This is a genomic window from Gemmatimonadales bacterium (assembly GCA_041390145.1).
Classification (GTDB): domain Bacteria; phylum Gemmatimonadota; class Gemmatimonadetes; order Gemmatimonadales; family GWC2-71-9; genus SPDF01.
Genome location: JAWKQM010000017.1, coordinates 14,981 through 35,261 on the forward strand (window position 1 = coordinate 14,981; position 20,281 = coordinate 35,261).

Annotated in this window: 20 protein-coding genes; 9 read left to right on the plus strand and 11 right to left on the minus strand. The window is 67.1% G+C overall.

Annotated features, from left to right (window positions below; translation table 11 throughout):
* Positions 1 to 45: 45 nt before the first annotated feature.
* From R2910_13130 to R2910_13145, 4 genes are all read right to left on the minus strand, one after another.
* Positions 46 to 945, minus strand: coding sequence for a hypothetical protein (locus R2910_13130; protein ID MEZ4413925.1), 900 nt, complete (start codon positions 943 to 945; stop codon positions 46 to 48).
* Positions 942 to 1,307 carry a hypothetical protein gene (locus tag R2910_13135; protein MEZ4413926.1) on the minus strand — a complete coding sequence of 122 codons (366 nt, stop codon included), beginning with the start codon at positions 1,305 to 1,307 and terminating at the stop codon, positions 942 to 944. Before R2910_13135 ends, R2910_13130 begins: the two co-directional genes overlap by 4 nt.
* A 5-nt stretch (positions 1,308 to 1,312) precedes the next feature.
* On the minus strand, positions 1,313 to 2,674 hold the full coding sequence (locus tag R2910_13140; GenBank protein MEZ4413927.1) for an amidohydrolase family protein: 1,362 nt from the start codon (positions 2,672 to 2,674) through the stop codon (positions 1,313 to 1,315).
* A gap of 94 nt (positions 2,675 to 2,768) precedes the next feature.
* Positions 2,769 to 3,083, minus strand: a complete 315-nt coding sequence (locus tag R2910_13145) for a hypothetical protein (protein ID MEZ4413928.1) — start codon at positions 3,081 to 3,083, stop codon at positions 2,769 to 2,771.
* Between the two features lie 377 nt (positions 3,084 to 3,460).
* Here R2910_13145 and R2910_13150 point away from each other — a divergent pair, with 377 nt between their 5' ends.
* From R2910_13150 to R2910_13160, 3 genes are read left to right on the plus strand one after another with little or no spacing between them, the layout of a single operon-like run.
* Positions 3,461 to 5,623: an Ig-like domain-containing protein gene (locus tag R2910_13150; GenBank protein MEZ4413929.1), complete on the plus strand. Its 2,163-nt coding sequence runs from the start codon at positions 3,461 to 3,463 to the stop codon at positions 5,621 to 5,623.
* Entirely contained in the window at positions 5,620 to 6,657 is a 1,038-nt protein-coding gene (locus tag R2910_13155) for a zinc-binding dehydrogenase (protein MEZ4413930.1), read from the plus strand. Before R2910_13150 ends, R2910_13155 begins: the two co-directional genes overlap by 4 nt.
* Positions 6,654 to 7,358, plus strand: a complete 705-nt coding sequence (locus R2910_13160; GenBank protein ID MEZ4413931.1) for a hypothetical protein — start codon at positions 6,654 to 6,656, stop codon at positions 7,356 to 7,358. The genes R2910_13155 and R2910_13160 overlap by 4 nt, the downstream gene beginning before the upstream one ends.
* 171 nt (positions 7,359 to 7,529) lie before the next feature.
* Here the strand turns inward: R2910_13160 and R2910_13165 are convergent, their stop codons facing one another.
* The 4 genes from R2910_13165 to R2910_13180 form a co-directional block, all read right to left on the minus strand.
* A complete protein-coding gene (locus R2910_13165; protein MEZ4413932.1) occupies positions 7,530 to 7,964 on the minus strand; it encodes a CBS domain-containing protein in 435 nt (144 codons plus the stop codon).
* Between the two features lie 75 nt (positions 7,965 to 8,039).
* Positions 8,040 to 8,402, minus strand: coding sequence for a hypothetical protein (locus R2910_13170; GenBank protein MEZ4413933.1), 363 nt, complete (start codon positions 8,400 to 8,402; stop codon positions 8,040 to 8,042).
* Positions 8,403 to 8,579: a hypothetical protein gene (locus tag R2910_13175; protein MEZ4413934.1), complete on the minus strand. Its 177-nt coding sequence runs from the start codon at positions 8,577 to 8,579 to the stop codon at positions 8,403 to 8,405.
* Between the two features lie 166 nt (positions 8,580 to 8,745).
* Entirely contained in the window at positions 8,746 to 9,846 is a 1,101-nt protein-coding gene (locus R2910_13180; GenBank protein MEZ4413935.1) for a hypothetical protein, read from the minus strand.
* Between the two features lie 180 nt (positions 9,847 to 10,026).
* On the opposite strand from R2910_13180, the gene R2910_13185 reads away from it, so the two are divergent.
* The 5 genes from R2910_13185 to R2910_13205 all read left to right on the plus strand — a co-directional run bounded on the left by R2910_13185 (position 10,027) and on the right by R2910_13205 (position 15,556).
* Positions 10,027 to 10,233 (plus strand): hypothetical protein, encoded by a 207-nt coding sequence (locus R2910_13185; GenBank protein ID MEZ4413936.1) that lies wholly within the window; start codon positions 10,027 to 10,029, stop codon positions 10,231 to 10,233.
* 170 nt (positions 10,234 to 10,403) lie between these two features.
* A complete protein-coding gene (locus R2910_13190; GenBank protein MEZ4413937.1) occupies positions 10,404 to 11,597 on the plus strand; it encodes a hypothetical protein in 1,194 nt (397 codons plus the stop codon).
* A 110-nt stretch (positions 11,598 to 11,707) separates the two neighbouring features.
* On the plus strand, positions 11,708 to 12,931 hold the full coding sequence (locus R2910_13195) for a hypothetical protein (protein MEZ4413938.1): 1,224 nt from the start codon (positions 11,708 to 11,710) through the stop codon (positions 12,929 to 12,931).
* Complete coding sequence (locus tag R2910_13200) at positions 12,924 to 14,135, plus strand: hypothetical protein (protein MEZ4413939.1); 1,212 nt, start codon at positions 12,924 to 12,926, stop codon at positions 14,133 to 14,135. Before R2910_13195 ends, R2910_13200 begins: the two co-directional genes overlap by 8 nt.
* 218 nt (positions 14,136 to 14,353) lie before the next feature.
* Entirely contained in the window at positions 14,354 to 15,556 is a 1,203-nt protein-coding gene (locus R2910_13205) for a hypothetical protein (protein ID MEZ4413940.1), read from the plus strand.
* Positions 15,557 to 15,744: 188 nt separating this feature from the next.
* On the opposite strand, the gene R2910_13210 is transcribed toward R2910_13205, so the two are convergent.
* From R2910_13210 to R2910_13220, 3 genes are all read right to left on the minus strand, one after another.
* A complete protein-coding gene (locus R2910_13210; GenBank protein MEZ4413941.1) occupies positions 15,745 to 16,878 on the minus strand; it encodes a hypothetical protein in 1,134 nt (377 codons plus the stop codon).
* A 117-nt stretch (positions 16,879 to 16,995) separates the two neighbouring features.
* The gene (locus R2910_13215; GenBank protein ID MEZ4413942.1) at positions 16,996 to 18,207 is read right to left on the minus strand and encodes a hypothetical protein; all 1,212 of its coding nucleotides are present in this window, start codon (positions 18,205 to 18,207) and stop codon (positions 16,996 to 16,998) included.
* A gap of 128 nt (positions 18,208 to 18,335) precedes the next feature.
* Positions 18,336 to 18,869: a TlpA disulfide reductase family protein gene (locus tag R2910_13220; GenBank protein MEZ4413943.1), complete on the minus strand. Its 534-nt coding sequence runs from the start codon at positions 18,867 to 18,869 to the stop codon at positions 18,336 to 18,338.
* Between the two features lie 252 nt (positions 18,870 to 19,121).
* On the opposite strand from R2910_13220, the gene R2910_13225 reads away from it, so the two are divergent.
* Entirely contained in the window at positions 19,122 to 20,234 is a 1,113-nt protein-coding gene (locus tag R2910_13225; GenBank protein ID MEZ4413944.1) for an efflux RND transporter periplasmic adaptor subunit, read from the plus strand.
* The last annotated feature ends 47 nt before the right edge of the window (positions 20,235 to 20,281 follow it).

Consider the following 20,281-nt stretch of genomic DNA (forward strand, 5'->3'; position numbering starts at 1 on the left):
GAGGGTGGGGCAGACCGCGTGAGGACGGGGTGAATAGCGGCTGGGCTAGTTCGCGCCCGTGCTGTGCAGCAGTGCCTGCAGCCCGATCAGCGCCCGCTCCTCCTGGGCGGTCGCCCCGAAGGCGCCGTCTTTCCGCTGCATGGCGATCAGGGCAGGTACCGCACGTGTGACCGCCTTCCGCGCGGGCGGCGTGTTGGCCACCATCAGTGAGTGCAGCGCATGGAAGAGGTCGGCGTTGGCCCAGGTGCCGTCGTCCTGCTGGTTGTCGGCGATGAAGCGGGCCGTCTTCAGCGTGGCTCCCCGGTAAACGGGCGGCGAAATCGCCAGCGGATGCAGGGCCGCAATGATCAGGTCAGGCGCGTAGTACCCGCTCCAGTCGTTCCATACGTCGGCCAGCACGGCGAGGCTCATCAGGTGCTTCTTGACGCTTGCCTTCCCGGCCAGGCCTGCCATCACCACGGCGCGCAGCGCCAGGCAACTCACCGCAAAGCGCGCCTGCGCTTCCGCGCGAAAGGTCTTGCCGCAGGGCAGGGTGATTGGCGCCAGCCGCTCGGTCTCGGGCGCCGGGGCGAAGAACCCCGCCAGGTAGTGGTCACAGGCCTTCTGCTCGTGACGCGCCGGATGGCACCCCTCACCAAAGGCCCCAGGCTTTCCCGCCAGGCCGAGTGTCCAATTGATGAACCGTGCGGTGCCCGGTTCCTGTCCCGAGTGCCCCAGGTCCATCAGCTCGATGGCACGCCAGATGGTGGGGAGGGCGGCACCGCCCACGCTGCCGTCGGTCCGGAGCCCTCTCTGCAGGCTGGCAATGATCGCCGCGCGCGCGGCCTCGTCCCCAGGAGCGGGACGACCGAGCGCCTCACGTGCCAGGATCGCCGCGCGGGAGCTTCGCGGGGCGAAGAACGCTTCCAGCCGCTCGATGGCGGCATTGGTGTTGGGGTGTCTCACGCCAGGAGCAGGGAGAGGATGCCGCCCGCGGCTGCCCCGCGGATGCCGCCCAGGAGCACGTGCAGCAGTGGAGGGAAGGGCGCATGGTCCATGTCGGCCACCCGCATCCAGCCCGCCCATTCGACCAGCAAGCCGAGCAATCCGAACAGGAGCCACCATCCGCCGTGTCCGAGGCTTGCAAACCAGAGCCCGGCGATGAGCGTGAAGAGCAGCGCCTCGATGAAGTACGCACCCGGCGCACGGCGCAGCACACCGCGACCCGGCTCACGCCCGCCGCCGGCGACTTTCCCCTCGATGGCTTCCCAGATCAGGAAGAGCATCCAGATGGCCATCCACCCGAGAAGCAGGTGCACGAGGGGCATCGACGCTACCAGCGATTGCGGATCGAATCCGCCAGGACGAGTTGCCCGCGCACCATTACACGCGTCACTGCGCGGGTGTTCCTGATGTCGGCCAGCGGGTCCTTGCTCAAGATCACGAGGTCGGCGGCCTTGCCAGGCACGAGCGTGCCCAGCGAGTCGGCTCCGAGCAGCGCCGCCGCATCGCGCGTCCCAGCGCCCAACGCCTCCGCCGGCGTCAGCCCGGCGCCGACCAGCAGCTCGAGTTCGAGGTGCTCGCTGGCGCCTGGCACCAGCATCTGGTTCGATGCGTCGGTGCCGGTCACGACTCGGCCGCCCGCCTGCTTGAACGCCCTGACGAAGAGGTCCTGCATCGGCCGTCCCCGGCGGAACGCCGCGAAGTCGGCCTCCGTCCAGCCGGCCCGGGCCACCATGTCGGGGACATTCCACGCCGCGCGCTCATTGGCGGGCACCGAGAGCAGGTCAGGGTTTGTGGCGGAGGCGGAGTCGTCCAACTGACTGAACACTTCGTGGAGTGCCAGCGTCGGGACCATCGTCACCTTCGTCTCGGCGAGTTGCCCCGCCAGTCGGGTCAGCGTGACGGAGTCGAGCGTCGCCCAGCTCCGCTCGAACGCGGTCCAGCCGGCCCAGAATCCGTTCCGGTGTGCGGCAAAGAGCGGATCCGCCCGTCCCGCCGCCTCCGGCACGCCGCTCAGGTGCTCGATCGATGTGACCCCGATCTTGCCGGCGGTGAGGGCGTCGGTCAGCCCGAGGTGCGCGGCGACCGGCATCCGGAAGGTGCGGGCCTCATCGACAATCGCCTCCATCAACTCGGGGGTGATGCGGGTGTAGGCCTTGATCAGATGGGCGCCCGCCACCGAGAGACGGTCCACCGCCTGGCGCGCGCTGCGGGTGTCGGTGACCTCTGTGGCGTTGGGATAGGTGGCGGGCGCGCCGTCGATCATGGCGCCCGCAACATAGATCCGGGGGCTCAGGCTGCCGCCGCCGAGATCGGCAGCCTCCGACATCGCGAAGATACTGTCCTGGTCGTTGTGGACGTCGCGCACGGTGGTGACGCCGTATGCGATATACCGGTCGAGCGCCCAGCGGGCGACGTGGGCGTGCGCATCGATGAGGCCTGGGATGATCCAGCTGCCGGAGACGTCAATCTGCTTGGTGCCGCGGGGGAGGAGGACATTTTCCCGGGGGCCCACCGCCTCGATGGTCTCGCCGCGCACCAGGATGACGCCGTCACGGAGCGGCGTGCCACCTCGGCCGTCGAGGATCGTGGCGCCCATCAGCGCCGTGCGCGGTGGTCCCTGCTCGGCGCAGGCGCCGAGCAGCGTCAGACTGAGGAAGATGCTCGCGACGGTCGCGGTCGCTCTGGTCATGAAGGCTCTTCCCGGCATCGCTCTGCCGTTGCAGCTGTGAGGTGAGCGGGGTTGGCGGAAAAGCGCCCCGGGGTGGCCGGGGCGCTGGAGGAATCTACTTCCCTCTCTTCTTGACCGGCGTTCTCTTTCTGGCCGGCGCCTTCTTCTTCGCGGCCTTTTTCACCGCTTTCTTCTTCGCGGGGGCCTTCTTCTTGGCGGCCTTCTTGACCGGCTTCTTGCTGGCCGGCGCTTTCTTCTTCGTAACCTTCTTTGCCGCCTTCTTCTTCGCCGGTGCCTTCTTCTTGGCCGGCTTCTTGGCTGCCGCCTTCTTCGGCGTCACCTTTTTCGGCGTCGCCTTCTTCGCAGCTGGGGGCTTCGGCGGCGGAGGTGGGGGTGGGGGAGTCGGCACCTTCTGGGGCGACATCGGCATGGGGTCCATCCATCCCGCTCCGGACCAGCCCATCTCCAGATTACTCATCGGCTATTCCTCCACCTGCTGGTGCGACGCCCCCCGTCGCCGGACCGCGCAACCTGCGCGGGCGTAATTTCATCCCTAATTACTCGCACTTCGGGGGTGGTTCTGCAAGCGCCGGGCGCGAAACCGAGCGATTCGGGCGGTTCCCGGCGGAAGAGGGCAGCGGGCCCCGCGCCGTGGATATAACGATAACATTATGTTTCACAACAACTTATGTGCTCTTGCCGCCAAAATGGCGCCCACCCCGCCACGGGGAGCGCCCGACCCGCCTTTCTCCGTCCCCGTCCATCCTTTAGTTTCCCCCCGTGATCCGCCCCCGATTCCTATCCCTGATGCTCCTTGCCCTGCCCTCCCTCCTCTGGGGGCAGACCGCCGTCGAGGTTCAAGTCACTCCCGCCCAGCTGCGGCTCAAGGTGGCCCAGGAGGAGCGCCTCTTCCTCAGCGCCTACGATGCCGATGGCAACCTCCTGACCGCACCGACATTCAGCTTCGCGGTCTCCAAGGCCGGGGTCGTGAGCGTGGACAGGGAGGGCACCGTCGTCGGGGTGGCCCCCGGCAAGGCGAGTATTGAGGTGCGCTCTGGCACCGGCTCGGCCACCGTTGCCGTGACGGTGACCGGTCCGCCGCCGCCCCCTCGCGAGCCGGAGCCGATGCCGGTGCTCCCCGCCGGCGCTCGGCTGGTGCCGACTCCAGACTCTCTGTGGCTGCTCCGGCTTGAGACGGCGCGGGTGTCGATGGGGTTGGTGGTGCCGGACGGCTCGGGGCTCGGCCAGGTGCAGGTCTCCTGGCGTTCGACGGCCCCCGACATCGTCTCGGTGACGGAAACAGGTGAAGTCACGGCGCTCCAGCTGGGGCAGGCCCAGGTCATCGGCACCGGACTCGGTGGGCTGACCGGCACCGTGCAGGTGGTCGTTCGCGACGACTCGCTCGCCGTGACCCCCGATCATCTCGTTCTGCCCGTGACCGGTGTGGATTCAGTGCGGGTGTCGGTGCCGGCGCAGGGTGACCGGACGCTCACCTACGGATTGGCCTGGCGGAGCAGCGATTCCACCGTCGTGGCCGTCGGTCGCGAGGGCCTGGCGCGCGGCGTGGCGCCGGGCGAGGCCTATATGCTCCTCATCGGGTACGGACAGCAGCGCGCAGTGCGAGTGACCGTTCACCCCCCGATCGATCGCCTCCTGCTGGCTCCAGCGCCGAACACGCCGATCCGGCTCACCCCCGGTGCCACCACCGCGTTTGTGCTTCAAGGACTGGCCGCCGACTCCACGCCGGTCGCCGCCGCCGGGTATGAGTGGGTGGTGGGCGACACGACCGTGGCCACCTTCGATCCCGCCGCCCGCCGGTTGACCGCGCGTGGCCTCGGCCGCACCACGCTGGGCATGACGACGTTCGGCTTCGAGCCCACGGTCTGGGACATCGAGGTTGTCGCCGGAGGACTCGCCTTCGAGCGGCCGCGGCTGCGGCTCCTTCCCGGCATGAGGGACTCCCTCCTCGTGTCGCTGCTCGATGTCGATGGCCGCGCCATCGGCCGGCCAAGTTCGGTCGAGTACACCATCGATCGGCCGGAGGTGGCCACCGTCGACCGCAACGGGGTCGTGACGGCCGCCAGCGTTGGCGGGGCGACCATCACCGCGCGCACCCCGTGGGGCACCGCCGCCACCGCGCGCCTCTTTGTGACCGACGATCTCCTGCTCAGCATTCGCCGCGGCGCGGGCGCCGACCTCGTCCAGGTCGACCCGGAGGACGCCGGCTCCCTCGTGCCGCTGCGCGCCGACGGGAACCTGAACGAGCAGGCCGTCTGGTCGCCCGATGGCACCCGGATCGCGTTCAGCGGCACCGTCGACGGCAACACCGACATCTATGTCATGGACGCCGACGGGAAGAATCTCACCCGCCTGACGACGGCGCCGGAGCAGGACAGCGAACCGGCCTGGGCCCCTGATGGCGGAACGATCGCGTTCACGTCGCAGCGCGGTGGTACGCCGCAGATCTGGGCCATGAATGTCGACGGGACGGGCCTGCGTCAGCTCACCAGCGGCAACGGTGCCAACACCTCGCCTGTCTTCCGCCGTGATGGGAAGATGCTTGCCTTCATCTCGACCCGGGACGGGAACGCCGATCTCTTCGAGATGGGCAACGAGGGCGCCGACCCGCAGGCGATCACGCGCACCCCCGAGGCGGAGTCACATCCGGCGTATTTCCCCAACGGCGACCTGGCCGTGGTGGTGACGCGTCCCGGGCGCGGGGACATTCTCCGCATCCGCGCCGGCGACGGCCAGCGGATCATGCTCCAGTCGATGGCCGGGACGATCACCTCGCTCGCGCTCGCTCCCGGTGGTGGCACGCTCGCCTTCACGCTCGCGCAGCCGGCCGTCGACCCGACGGCGCCGCCGGTCACCTCGTTCCAGATCAAGGGTCTCGCGCCGGACCTGGCACCGCTCGCCCTCCCCGTGTCCGGTGACGTCATCTCCGCCGCCTTCCAGAGGAGCCGGTGAAGGCACTCGTCCTGCCCAAACTGGGTGGGTGGGAAGACCTGGCGGTGGCCGACGTGCCGGCGCCCCGGGTGACCCGCCCCGGTGACGTCCGGGTGCGCGTCCATACCGCGGGCATCAATCACCTCGATCTCTTCATTCTCGGCGGCCTCCCCGGCATCAGTTACACCTTCCCGCATATCGTGGGGAGCGACGCCGCCGGCGTCGTCGAATCGGTGGGGTCGGCGGTGACCGGGTGGAAGCCCGGCGACCGGGTGATGATGAACCCCGGCATCGGTTGCAATGCATGCGATCTCTGCGCGGCCGACCAGCAGCCGCTCTGCCGCGACTATCGCCTGCTCGGCGAGCATGTTCCCGGAACCATCGGTGAATTCGTGGTGGTGCCCGCCACCAACCTGGCACGGGTGGCCGACGACATGCCCTGGGCGCAGGCCGCCGGTTTTTCCCTGGCGGCGCTCACCTCCTGGCGGATGCTCACCGGCCGGGCGCGCCTCCGCGCCGGGGAGACCGTGCTCATCTGGGGTATCGGCGGTGGCGTGGCGCAGTCCTGCCTGCAGATCGCCAAGATGATCGGCGCGACGACCATCGTGACCAGCTCCTCCGATGACAAGCTCGAACGCGCTCGGGCGCTGGGCGCCGATCACGTGCTCAACCACGCCCGCGATGACGTGCCAAAGGCGGTTCGCGCCCTGACCGACGGCCGCAACGCCGACGTCGTGGTGGACAACGTCGGCGAAGCCACCTGGCAGAAATCGTTGCGTGCGCTCGGCCGCGGCGGCCGCCTGGTCACCTGCGGCGGCACCACCGGCCCGATGGTGACGACCGACGTGCGGAAGCTCTTCTGGTACCAGTGGGACATCCTGGGCAGCACGATGGGCGGCGACCGGGAGTACCAGGAAGTGGCGCGCCACGCTGCCGAAGGGCGGCTCTGGCCCGTCGTGGATTCGGTGGTACCGCTGTCGGAGGGGGCGGAGGCGTTCCGCCGCATGGCCGACGGCGCACAATTCGGCAAACTCGTGATCGAGGTGGCACCGTGAGTGAACTCTGGGACCGGCTGTCCTACGGGATGGAACAGCTCAGCTTTTTTCTGCCGGCCATCATCGGCGCCGGTGTGCTCCTGCTGGCCGGCTACTTCGTGGCGCGCCAGGTGGAGAAGTGGGTGGACCGCACCCTCATGAAGCTCAACTTCAACCGGGTGGCCGCGGAAGGCGGGCTCGCCGAGGTCATGGAGCGGGCGGAACCGTCCCTCGACCCGGTCCACGCGGTCGGCAAGCTGGCCTTCTGGCTCGTGATGCTCGTGGTCATCCTGCTCTCGAGCACCGCGCTCGGCCTCGAGAGCATCAACGAAATGTTCGGCTTGATGCTCGGCTTCCTGCCGACCCTCATCAGCGCCATCGTTGTCGTCATTCTCGGCATCGTGGTCGGTGAGTTCCTGCGCGGACTGATCGTGGCGTCGGCCGGCAAGGTGGAGGGCGTGCCGACGCTGGCCCGGGTGTCGAAGGGTGTCGTGGTGATGATTGCGGTGTTCATGGCGGTGCAGCAGGTGGGCGTCGCCGAGGACATCGTGACCACGGCGTTCTCGCTCATTCTCGGCGCCGTGGCCCTCGCGACGGGCCTGGCCTTCGGGATCGGGAACACGAAACTGGCGGGCGAGGTCACCCGCCGCTGGTATGAGGAGGGACGGCGGAAGCGGACCGAGCGCACCCGATCGACGGACCCGAAACCGCCGGAGGCATAGGGTCCATTTCGTCGGACAACACCATGCGCGGGCGGACCGACCGGGGTGGGCCTATGCCCACCCCTCTTCAAACGAATTCAACCCAACGTGCCGGATGCCAGGAATCCCCACGGTTTACCATTTCCGTGAGGCTGCCTGCTGACAGTTGCAGCCGGCGACTGCACCCGCCGCCTACCTGACGTCGAACATGTAGCTGTTGAGGTACTGGATGGTGGCGGTCTTCTCCGCCACCTGGAAGGCCAGCAGGTCGCCGCTGGTCACGAGCCCGATGAGGCCGCGGGCGTCGGTCACCGGCAGGTGCCGGATCCGCTTGCCGCTCATGATGGCGCCACACTCCTCGATGCTCGTTTCCGGCAGGCAGGTGATGACGGGTGACGTCATCACCTCGCGCACCTTGGTCTCCGCCGGACTCCGTCCCGCCGCCACCACCCGCCGCAGAATATCTCGTTCGGTAAAGACACCCAGCAGGGCGCCGTCTTCCAGGACCACGAGCCCGCCGATGGTGTGCTGGTTCATCACCTGGGCGGCGGCGAGGACAGTATCGGAGGGGGCAATCGAAATGACATCGCCGCTCTTGCGAGCGAGCAGGTCGCGGACGGTGGGCATCGGCGCGCTCCTGAGGAGGATGCTCCGATATTACGTGCTTGTGGCGGGGACCGCCAGCACGAGGCGGAAACGACCCTAGCGCCGCGAGCGCCGGATGACGGCGGCGAAGAGCCCCGCACAGGCCACGGCGATGATCATGGCCAGGATCGGCCACGAGACGCCGGCACCGCCCTCGGCGCCTCGATCCGAGACGACGGCCGCCGCAACGCCCAGCCCAACGATCCCGGCGACCAGCGCTGCGGCGATCTGCCGACGGGGCGGTGTCGTGACTGACTCCTCGCCGATGGCGATCGCGGCGGCCGCACGGAGATCCTCCCTGCTGGTGCCGGGATACTGGGTCTCGAACTTCTCGACCTCCGCCTTCAGGCGACGGCCGAGGTCCTGGGCCCGCGCCGAGACGGCGGGCTGGGGGGGCACAACGATGGGGACGAATGCCATCTAGAACTCCCGCTTCTTCATCTCCTTGAAGAGCCGTCGCGTCTCGGAGTCCATCTCCTCCGGCTTCTGGCGGAGGGTGGAGTCGTACTGGGCGGCGCGCTCCGCCACCGGTGGCTTGATCTTGGCGGCGTTCTTCTGGGCCAGCCGGGCAATCCGCTGGTCGTCTTTCTTGGACATCGGGCCTCCGATCGGGGGTGGGTGAAATCTATAGACGGGCTGCGCATTTCGCTTTTTTTGTCATTGCGAGGCCGCGAAGCGGCCGAAGCAATCTCGGCTGACGACGAAGCCGCTTTACCTCACCCCCTGTCCCCCTCTCCACCATGTGGAGAGGGGGAACGTGGGATCACGGCCCCGCGGCCCCGCGGCCCAGCTGCCCCGCCACCGGGCGCCGATAGCGCAGGAAGATCATCCCGTCGGGGCGGACCTCCTTGACCAGCACGGCGTCGGGGCTTGCAGCCAGCACATAGCCGTAGCCGTAGAAGAAAATCGACTCGACCAGCCGCCCGTCCCGGCCAACCACCTGGTAGCGGCGCACCGTATCGGGAATGACGCGGCTCTTTTCGAGCCAGACCCTGCCGTCGCCGCCAGTGAAGGCGTCATCGAACGGCGGCTTGACGGGGCTGAAGGGGACCTTCTCCGCGGCGGTGCGCATGGCCGACGGGAACTTACGGAGGAAGGCCTCGCGGTCGGAAATCGTGATGGTGAACACCTGGTCGGGAAGGACCTGGCCCTTCTTGAGCTTGCCGTCTGCCCCGAGCCAGTCCACCCGGTTGGGATAGACCCGCGCCACCCAGACGCTTCCGTCGGGAAGAACCCCCCAGTGGTCCTCGCCGCTGAAGACACGGCGCTCGAAGCGGCGGCCCGCATCGCCATTCACCTCGGCGAGGTCGAGCGGGGTGAGGCGGAGGATGGTGTCTCCCTGCGAAAAATCGGGAGGGAACCGAACGACGGCGGCGGAGTCCCGCCTGCCGCTCCCGTCCGGACCAGGCGTGGGATTGAACTGGACATACCAGTTGCCCTGCCCGTCGCGGGCCCGGGGGAGGTTGCCGTTGGTGATGTCCGGCGTGCCGATGGCTGCAGTGAATTTGCCCTCGAGGGTCCACGCCGTCAGCCGCCGGAGCGCCCAGTCTCCCACGTAGAAGCCATCCCCCCCCTTGAAGAGCGAGAAGGGCCCATCAAACGGCTCCTTCATTCCCTTTCCGACGTCCGTGATCGACCCGTCGGCAAAATCCAGGACCACGACCCGCTTGTTGGTCGGGGAGAGGACGGCCCAACGGTCGCCGCCGAGCCAGATGCCCGCGGTGGCCTCGAAGAGCGTCGTGGGGATGGAATCGGCGGTGGGGCCGAGGGCGAGGTCCGGCGCGTCGGCGGCCCTGGTGCCACACGCCGCCGTCCACAGAAGGAACGCCAGGAAGGAGAGGCGGGCAGGGGAGGAGGTCGGCATTTCGGGAATCTAAGGAATCGGCGCGCATTCTGCCTCTGTCATTGCGAGGGGCGCCAAACCCCTCACCCCCCCGACCCCCTCTCCCTCCGGGAGAGCGGGAGCTTGCCGTCGATGCACCCGGGATGCAACCATTTGCGCCGTGAAGGCATCCAAGGAAGTACAGATAGAAAGGAGGTCCCGATGGTCATGCTCGCCACAGATTCCCCGATTCCCACCTTCCGACTGGTGGATGACAACGGGACCTCCGTCGGTCGCATCGTGCTTCCGGTCGCCGAGCGAGTCAGCGGGATCGGCGCCGAGACGATCTTCCTGCGGCGCGACCCGCCATTTCGACGGCGGAACCGGTCCCCAAAGTCAGCAGAGCAAAGCCCCCTCACCCAGCACTAGCCCGGTGAGGGGGTTTGGCATTGCAGGACCGCGCCATCCGGGTGTACCCCCTCTCCATGTCATGGAGAGGGGGACAGGGGGTGAGGTGGACCTGGGCGACAGCCCATCTTGCGACAATCCCCACCGACCGCGCATCCTCCATTCCTGTACCCACCCCACTCGAGGTAACCGTGCCGCGACGCCCGTCCCTGCGCCCTGTCTTCGTCGTTCTCGCTACACTTGGCACTCTTGCCGCCGGCCGCCTGACCGCCCAGCAGCCCAAGGTCCCGGTCCAGAGGCTGACCAAGCCCGACGCCACCTTCGACGAGCCATTTACCCAGGTAGCAGGGCTGCGGGAGCTCAAGAACGGCGATGTCATCGTGGCCGACATGCGCGACCGGACCCTGCAGAAGATTGACCTCAAGAAGGGGACCGCCACGGCGATCTCTCGCGAGGGGAGCGGGCCGACCGAGTATCTCTTCCCCACCGGCGTCTACCCCTTTCCGGGTGACAGCACCGCCGTCTACGACATGGGGAACCAGCGCTACCTCCTGCTCGACCCGACGGGGAAACCCATCAGTACCTTCCGAATGGACGAGGGGAACAGTGGCGGCGGGATGATGATCCTTCGTGCCGCGAGCGGGGCCGACGACCGGGGGCGGCTCTACTACTCCACCCGCGGCGAACGCCGGGGTGGTGGATTGGATGGGGGGCCCCCCGAGTTCTCGGACTCGGGACGCGTCGTACGGTACGATCGCGCCACCAAGAAGTTCGATACTCTCGGCGTCGTGATGGTGCCAAAGCCGAACGTGCAGGCGAGCGGAAGCTCCAACAATCGGTCGATCAGCATCCGTCCCGCCCCGATGGCGCCGGAAGACGCTTGGGGCGTGGCGCCGGACGGCCGCATCGGCGTGGCGCGCATCGCCACGGACGAGGTGCAGTGGTGGCTCCCCGACGGCAAGCGGGTGACGGGACCCCCGGTGCGCTATTCGCCCGTCAAGGTGACCGACGCGGACAAGAAGGCCTGGCAGGAGCAGGCGGCGCGCGGCGGCATCATGGTCAACAACGAGAACGGCAAGATGACGGTGAGCCCGGCGCCGAGCACGCCTCGGCCGATCGATCCGTCCATCGAGTGGCCGGCCACCAAGCCGGCCTTCCCCGCCAACGCCGTCCGGGTCGCCCCAAACGGAGAGCTCTGGGAACTGCGCTCGACACCTGCCACTGATCCGCTGCCACTGTACTATGTCTTCGACGGCACCGGCAAGCTGGTGAAAGAGGTCCGCCTCCCCGCCGAGAGTCGGATCGTGGCGTTCGGGAAAAACGTGGTGTACCTGGTTCGGCGGGACGCGGATGACTTGGAGTACCTCGAGCGGTACAGGTTGTAGTCCTCTCAGCTTCGGTAACCCCTCACCCCCGGCCCCTCTCCCTCCGGGAGAGGGGGGCGGGGTGCACATGATGTTCTTCGCGGGAGCCACCCTTCATCGGTGAGCGATGCATGACCAGGTATTTGACCAGCACGCTGTTTCTTCTTGTCGCCTGCGGCGACGCTGGGCCCAAGCTCGACGCCCCGGTCGTCACCACCCTTCCGAATGGCGCGGTCGAGGTCAAGAACAGCGGACCGAGCGGCTGGGCCGACACCAACGGCTGGAAGCTGGTCGAGCTTTACCGCGTTGGGGGCATTGACGCCGAGGGGCTGGGAGCGGAAGAACTTGTCCAGCCGCAGAGCGTGGCGCTGGACGCGAAGGGCGGGCTCTACGTCGCCGACGAGAAGCCGGCCGTCATCAAGCAATTCGGGCCCGACGGCGGATATATCCGGAGTTTCGGGCGTGAGGGCGGCGGACCGGGTGAGTTCCAGGTGGCGTTCATCGCCACGGCGCCGGGGGCGCTCGCACTCCACGATCCGCGCTCGAGCCGAACCAGCGTGTTCGATTCCGCCGGCAACTTCCTCAAGAGTTGGCCGTCGAGCTGCTGCTACTGGTCGAGCATCATGGTCAGCCGCGACACGCTCATTCACGTGCCGACCTCCGGCCCGGCCACCGCGATGGGTGAGCCCAACGACACCTATTACCTGCGATACCGGCTCGACGGAACCTTCGTCGATACCATGGTCATCCACACCATTCGTCCCGGCGGTGAACAGAAGTTCTGGATGCTGCAGGGGGGGACAGGGAACAACAAGATGACCATGATGATGGGCATCCCGCTCGCCCCGGACGCGACCTGGGCGCTCGATCCCGAGGGTGGCGCGGTTGTGGCGTGGACCGCCGATCCTCGCTTCCTGGCGACGCAGAACGGACTGGACACGACCCAGGTCGTCCAGCTCGCGACAACTCCGGCCGTGGTATCCGAGGAGCGTCGCGTGCATATCCGGGACTCGATGGTCGATGAATTCGGGAAGCAGTTCGACCGGAAGGCCGTGGAGGACGCCTTCAAGCTGTCGGACATTCCCTCCACCGCCCCCTACTTCGAATCGATCCAGATAGACGGCCGCCGGAACCGGTGGCTGCGTCCGGACGACGGCGGCAATCGCGCCGCCGCACGGTTCGATGTGTTCGACTCGACCGGCGCCTATCTCGGCGCCGTGCCGGTACCAGCTGTCTTCGGCGCGTCGTGGACTACTGTCTGGGGAGCGGACAGGGTGGCGACGGCCACCGAGGACGCGGATGGGCTGCCGGTTGTGGTGGTCTACAGGATCGAGAAGCAGGGACTCGATGACTAGGACGGGGATTGCCGTTGCCGCGGTGATGCTGGCGGGGTGCGGGGATCTGCGCCCAGCGTTGGAGGCTCCCACCGTCACCACGCTTCCCAACGGCACTGTCGAGGTCACGAACAACGGCCCGAGTGGATGGGCCGACACCAGCGGCTGGAGGTTGGTGGAGCTGTACCGGATCGGAGGCGCCGAGGCAGAAGGCACGGGTCCCGGGGAGCTGGTGGATCCCATGGGGGTGGCGCTGTCGCCCTCGGGAGTCCTCTATGTGGTCGACCAGAAGCCGGGCGTCATCAAGGAGTTCGGCGCAGACGGCCGGTACCTTCGCAGCTTCGGGCGCGAGGGGGGCGGACCGGGTGAATTCCAGGTGGCATTCATTGCCGCGGCGCCCGGCGCACTCGTGCTGCACGATCCGCGTGCGGCCCGTACCAGCGTCTTCGATTCGACCGGGCAGTTCCTCCGGAGCTGGAGTTCGAGCTGCTGCTACTGGTCCAGCATCTTCGTCAGCCAGGACACGGTCATCCATGTCCAGACGGGGAATGTGCAGCGCGCGCCCACGGCGGTGAAGCAGCGGCGGTACCTCCGGTACCGGCTCGACGGAACGTTCCTGGATACGATGGCGATCTACACCGGTGGCGCCACCGACTTGAAGGTCTGGCAGATTGCCGGTGGCAGCGGCAAGGACAGCTGGGCCATGGCCACGGACATCCCACTGGTTCCCTCGGTCAGCCTCGCCCTCGATCCGGCCGGTGGCGCCGTCGTCGGATGGCCGGACCGGTACCAGTTCATCGCCTCGGCCACGGGGCGCGACACCACCCAGATCGTCACACTCGCGGCGAGCCCGGTCGCCGTGTCCGATGCGCGCCGCACGCGGATCCGGGACTCGATGGTGAGCCTGTACGAAAAAGACTACGACCCGAGCACAGTACGGGAGGCCTTCCATCTCGCCGACATTCCGGGCACCGCACCGTTCTACGAATCGATCCAGGTGGACGGTCGGCGCAATCGGTGGGTGCATCCCGACGACGGGGGGAACCGCGCGGCGGCACGATTCGATGTCTTCGACTCCACCGGTGCCTACCTCGGCGCGGTGCCGGTGCCGACCATCTTCGGCAGCGCGTGGCAGACGGTGTGGGGGACGGACCGCGTGGCCACGATCGCTGAGGATGCGGAGGGGCTGCCGGTGGTGGTGGTGTACAGGATCGAGAAGCCCTAAGGGCGTTCGTCACCCCGGCGGAAGCCGGGGTCCATGGTGCAGCCTCACGCGATTAGACCCCTCACCCCCCCGGCCCCCTCTCCCTCCGGGAGAGGGGGTGCCATGTGATGAGTGTTGGCCCCCTCTTCCCATTTTTCGCGCGTCATTGTAATAGTGGCTCATGCTGCCAAAGCCGCAGCGTGCCCTCCGACTCTTTTTGCCCACTCCCGGAGAACGACATGAAGCGCCGCGCGGTGGTGTTCGCATCAGCGATTGTGGCGGCCTGCGGCAGCAAGGAGCCTAAGCTCGCCGAACCGATCGTCACCACCCTGCCGAATGGGGCCGTAGAGGTCCAGAACAGTGGACCGAGCGCCTGGGTGGATACCATGGGCTGGAAGCTGGTCGAGGTATACCGGGTGGGTGGGTCAACGGCGACAGGCCCAGAGGAGCTGGTCCATCCGCTGAGTGTGGCGGTTGACCAGGCCGGCGGAATCTACGTGGGAAACATGGGCCCGGCAGTCGTCAAGCAATTCGGCCCCACCGGTGCATACGTTCGCAGCATCGGGCGCGAGGGCAGTGGGCCGGGGGAATTCAAGGTGAGCTTCGTGGCGACCGCACCCGGGCTGCTGGTGGTTCACGACCCGGGCACCGCGCGTACAAGCGTCTTCGATTCGGCTGGTGGCTTCCTGCGGAGCTGGAACTCTGCATGCTGCAGCTGGAGAGCCATTGGCGTCAGCCGTGAGGGAGTGATCGCCGTTCCGTCCCTAGGGCATCGCACCGGTCCGGGGGATCGGGGAGACGCATACTACGTGCGGAACTCGCTCGACGGAACGCTGGTCGATACGCTGCACATCGCGGGGCCCGAGGGCGTTGGCGAGCCGGGTCGCTGGTCGTTCGAGAGTGCGAACGGCAATCAGTACTTCGTGCCCGTCCCGCTTACCTCCGCCGTGTCGATGGCGCTGGATCCAGCAGGAGGCGCCGTCATGGGGTGGTCGGGAGCGTACCGTTTCGTTGTCACTCGCACGGGCCTCGACACCACCCAGGTCGTGATCCTGGAGGCCAGCCCGGTCACGGTGACCGATGCGCAGCGGATTCATCTCCGTGACTCGCTGGTCGAGTTGTACAGCGACGGCGAGGCCGACCGGCAGGCCACCGAGGAGGCGTTCAAGCTGGCCGACATTCCCTCCACCGCTCCCTACTTCGAGTCCATCGCGGTCGACGGCTCGGGCAATCGCTGGGTCCGCCGGATCGGCGGGACGGGCCCGGGTTCCGCGCGCTTCGATGTATTCGATTCGACTGGTTCCTACCTCGGCGCGGTGCCCGTGCCGGTCGAGTTTGGCGCTGCCTGGAAGACGGCGTGGGGTACCGACCGGGTGGCGACAATGGTCGAAGACAAGGACGGGTTTCCGGTGGTGGTGGTGTATGGGATTGAGAAGCCCTAGGGGTGTTCCTCACCCCCCCCCGCCCCCTCTCCCGGAGGGAAAGGGGCTGGGGGTGAGGGGCTAGGGCAGGTTTCTGGCTGTGGGTGATTTGCTGAATTGTGATTGCTGGGTGAATCCACGCAGGTAGACGGGACGCGCCTGAATCGTCGCACCGACGAGGTGGGAGACGAGCGGCGTGGATGTCTCCATCAATTGAACTGGAGCCGGACGACCTGCTGCCTGCCGAGCGAATCTGCTTCCACGCCGAGCCCGGTATTCCCTCTGATTGCCCAACCGACGAGCCGCACGCTGGCAGGCCATTCGGCGGTTCCCACAGACTCGCCTCCCATGGTATAGATGTCGGCAATATTGGGAGCGTGCAACGCGACACTGCGCTGAACCCAGAGCCTGCCGGTCAGGTCAAACCCGAGTTGTTGAAGGGGCGCCTTCCTGTCGGGCACGCCGAAGGGTACGGCACTCCGTGGTACACCAAGCCGCTGCGTCAATTCGGCCAACATCCTGCTGGCGGCACGGCGCTCTGGTTCAGAAACGTCAGGGCCGACCATGGCTTGATCCACGAGGGCACTGAGCCCCCTGTTCGGGTTCCGGATAGTCACCGCATAGCGGGAGCTGACGGCGGAAGCCGTGCTCCCGTCCGGGCCAATGGCGTGAAGCGAACGGGGGCCGAACGGTTGAGCGACCTCCGTCAGACCTGAGCTACCTCCACGCTGAGTTGTGATCGTCGCGCTCCGAAGGCTGTCCATGGGCGGTTCGGGTAGGGTGTCGCTGAAGCTCACTTTCTCATTCTTGTCCAGGAATACCCGCACAATCCTGAACTGCGGCGGTGTCGGAGACACCACCAACGAAACGTGCACCAGCTCACCCTGCGGCGCCCATGCAATGCGATCCCGCCTTCCGCTGGGCTGAACGGGCATCGGCAAACTCCGTGTGAACGCAAGCTGCCCGTCGCCGGCTCTGAATTCGGAATACCGCCTGTTGCCTTCCTCTTCGACCCAAAGGAATCCTGCGGAATCGAAAGCGATACAGCACGGCCGGTCCAGATCTCCGGGCCCCTGGCCCTGCTGCCCCGCGTATGCCTCAAGCGCTCCGAGGGGTGAGAATCTGAAGATCCGGTTCGCTCCGGCGTCACTGACGAAGATGTTGCCGGCCGAATCGAAGGTCAGTCCGCTGATGTCCTCGAAGAGAAGCGTGTCGCTTCCTGTGACATCGATCGCTCCGATGCGGAGGTCAATCACACCGCGGAGGGTCACGCCAGCCGGGGTCAGCGTCGCGGTATCGTCGGGTCGTGAGCACGCCGCGGCCAGCACACAGAGCAGGGTCACGGTCAAAGCTCTATTGTGCAATGGCCTACTGACATGGCACATGATGCAACCACCTCGGGTGGGGAATCGTCACACCGTCCCCCGCTCCCAAAGGGAAAGGGGCTGGTGGTGAGGGGTTTAGTCCAGGGCTGCCGAGAACCGCCGCACCTCGATCGAAAGCTCACCGTCCTCACTCATCCGCAGCAACGCAAGCCTGTCTCCGTATGCATCCAGGATCTCCGACCGGCCGGGCATGAACGCCTCGGGCGCCGCCGGGAGCACCATCGTTGCGACTGGGACGCCGGTCGGCGAAATGACCGTCCATCGCCGCTCCTTCGTCCCGGGTGTGACGTACTCGCCCACCCAGATATTCCGCTGATCGTCTACCACGAGGGCGCCCACCGCCGGCAGCCGATCGAGCTTCGGGGCGTCCTGCATTGCCTCAAGGATTACACTCGCCATTTCTCCAAAGTCGTCCGAGATGCCCTGTCGCCAGGCGGACACGTCAGCTTCGGTCGGCGCCGTTTGATGGCCGCTGCCGGTGAGGCGCAGCGTGAGTTGCGTGCCTTGGAAAAGTGAAACGTCGAGCGAGTCGGTCGGCCCGATGGCGATGGTCGAGCCGCGGGCATCGTAGACTACTGATCGGGCGAATGGGATCGGAAAGCGGCTTCCGGGAGGCACCAGCGCCCGCTCCAGTCCACGCCAGAGGCCGAGGCTGTCGATGAGCTGTCCAGTGGAGTCGTAGACGAGGAGCGGGACGGGATCGCGCTCGACGTTGCCACTCGGCAGGCCGACAATGTCGCCGCGATTGGGCCGCTGCTGCCACCAGGTGGCAACAACCCGACCCGAGCCCAGCCATCCAAGCACATCCAGTTCCCGCCTGCTCGATCCGGCCTCCAACCGAGGGATGATTCCCAGCACCCGACCATCGGCGGTGAGGTGGGTGATTCGCCCGCTGTAATCAGCGACGAAGAGCGTGCTATCCTCAGCGATCCCGACCCGGAGGATGCCCCGGTATTCGCCGGGGCCGCTGCCCTGCCGGCCGAGGCGGCGGAGGGTGTGGCCATCAGGGGAGAGCGACAGCAGGTCTGAAGCGCTGCCGATGGCGAGAGAGGAGTCGGGTGCGAAGACCGCTGTGACGGTACCCGCAAGCTGGAGGGTGTCATGTGTGGTCGTGGAGTAGAGTGGCGTGGAGCTCCACGCGGGCAACGCATCGGTATTCAGCGCAGCCAGGTGGGCGATCGTGACGTCTGCGGAGTCGCGACGGGTCACAGCCGCAGTCGCCTTGTCGCGGTCGGTGCATCCAGATAGGGCAATCAGGAGGACTAGAAAGACGAGTGAAGACCTCACTGCAACGCCTCCGGACTAAAGCTACTGGGTTACGTACAATGGCCAGCCGACGACCGTCGATGCCGAAGACGTCCCAGCAGCGTCATCGGGACTCTACCTAATGAGGCCTCACGAGAGATGGCGCTCGGCTATCGATGGGCAAGTACTGCTTCCAGCGTTGCCCTTCCTTTGGGAGAATCCAGGCCCAGAGGGTACTTCGCACCGCCCGTCGTCCCCGCCTGCTGCCAGGCAATGCTACCGTCTCGTGATATCAGAAACGACAAGGGCAATAAATCCACATGGTAGGCATCGCGGAGGCTCCTGCTCAGGTCAAACATCAACTCGTAGGTTCCACCCCAGTCCGCCAGTAGTTGCCGAGCGTGCGCCGTATCGGCTGGCTCGTCGAGACTGATAGCGACGACACGCAGTCCCTGGTCGCCATACTCCGTCTGAAGGCGTTCCAGTGCGGGAACGGTGGATGCGCAGGTGGTGCAGTAGGTCGCCCAGAAATCGAGCAGCACAACCTCACCACGATATTTCTCAAGCGCGGTGCCCAGGGGAACCCCTACTGACGCGGCATCGAGCGCTGGCGCAACGCTGCCTGTCGGCAGCCCGTGAACAACCATGTTCGACTGGTACTCGAAGAAGCTGATCGCCCCAACGATCAGGGCGAGGCTGAACATGAGTTCCCATCTCGTGCCCGGCCGCCGGACCGGCCCCGCAGGACCCTCGGTCATCAATTCTCCCACACCTGATCATGTCCTTGGAAGGGGTCCAGCCGAAGCCGGTGTTGCTCACGCCTCCCACTATGCACTCGGCCAAGGGTAGTGCGCCAGAGGGGGGCGGTCGATCGGCTCTTCCCCCCCCCATTGCGACCCTCCCCCTCCGCGGTGCATCCTTTCGAGAGCCGGATTCCCTGTCATCCCAGGATTGCCATGCGCCGAACCGCCGCCCAGCGGAGTTGGACTCTCCTTCTCTGCCTGACTGCCGCCCTCCCCGCCTGCTCCGGCAAGGCGGCCGAGGCCAAAGACGCCGCCGCCGACTCGACGGAAGCGCTGCCGTCATCACTCTCCCTCCCGGTGGTGGGGCGGGAGGTCCGGAAGGGAGACCTCGTCCTCAGCGTCGTCACCACGGGGCAGGTTCGCTCCGACGCTGTCGCCGAGTTGAAGTTCGAGGCGGCAGGCACGGTGGAAGCAGTGTTGGTCCGACCCGGTGCGGTGGTGAAGAAGGGGGATCCACTCCTGCGACTCGATCCGCGCCCCTTCGACCTAGCGGTGCAGGAGGCGCAGGCCAGCGCCGACCAGGCCGAGATGGTCTTCCTCGATGCCATCGTCCCCGACTCGCTTGTGACCGGCGAGCCCCCCACTCCCGAACGCCGCAAGAACGCGATGGCCCGCAGCGGGCTTCTCGGTGCCCGCGCCCGTCTGGGCAAGGCGAAACTCGACCGTGAACGGTCGGTGTTGACCGCGCCCTTTGACGGCGTGGTGGATCGCGTCGATGTGGCAAACGGCGAGCGGGTCTCGGTAGGCCAGGACGCCGCCACCGTGGTGGACCTCCGACACCTCCGCATCGAGGCGCAGGTGCTGGAGCACGACCTGCCGCTGATCCGTATCGGCGGACAGGCGATCGTGACCACCGCCGCCGCGCCCGGCAAGGAAGTGGTCGGCCGGATCGAGGCGGTGCTTCCGCTGATCGATTCAACCACCCGCTCCGGGCGCGCGCTGGTGCTGGTGCCCGGCGGGAACGGCGCATTGCGCCCGGGGATGTACGCCGACCTCCGCCTCGAGGCCACGCGCCTCCCCGGCCGCATCCTGGTGCCGAGCCGCGCCGTGATCGAGCGCGACGGCCGGCCGCTGGTGTTCGTGGTGAAGGGGGGCCGTGCGCAGTGGGTGTACATCAACCCCGGCCGCAACAACGGCGTCGACACCGAGGTGCTCCCCGATTCCTCCTCGAACCAGATCCCCGTCGCCATCGGTGATACGGTGCTGATCGAGGGACACCTCACACTGACGCATGATGCGCCGGTGAAGCTGGTCAACGACCAATGATCTTCGCCCGCGGGGGGATCGTCACCCCGGCGAAAGCCGGGGTCCAG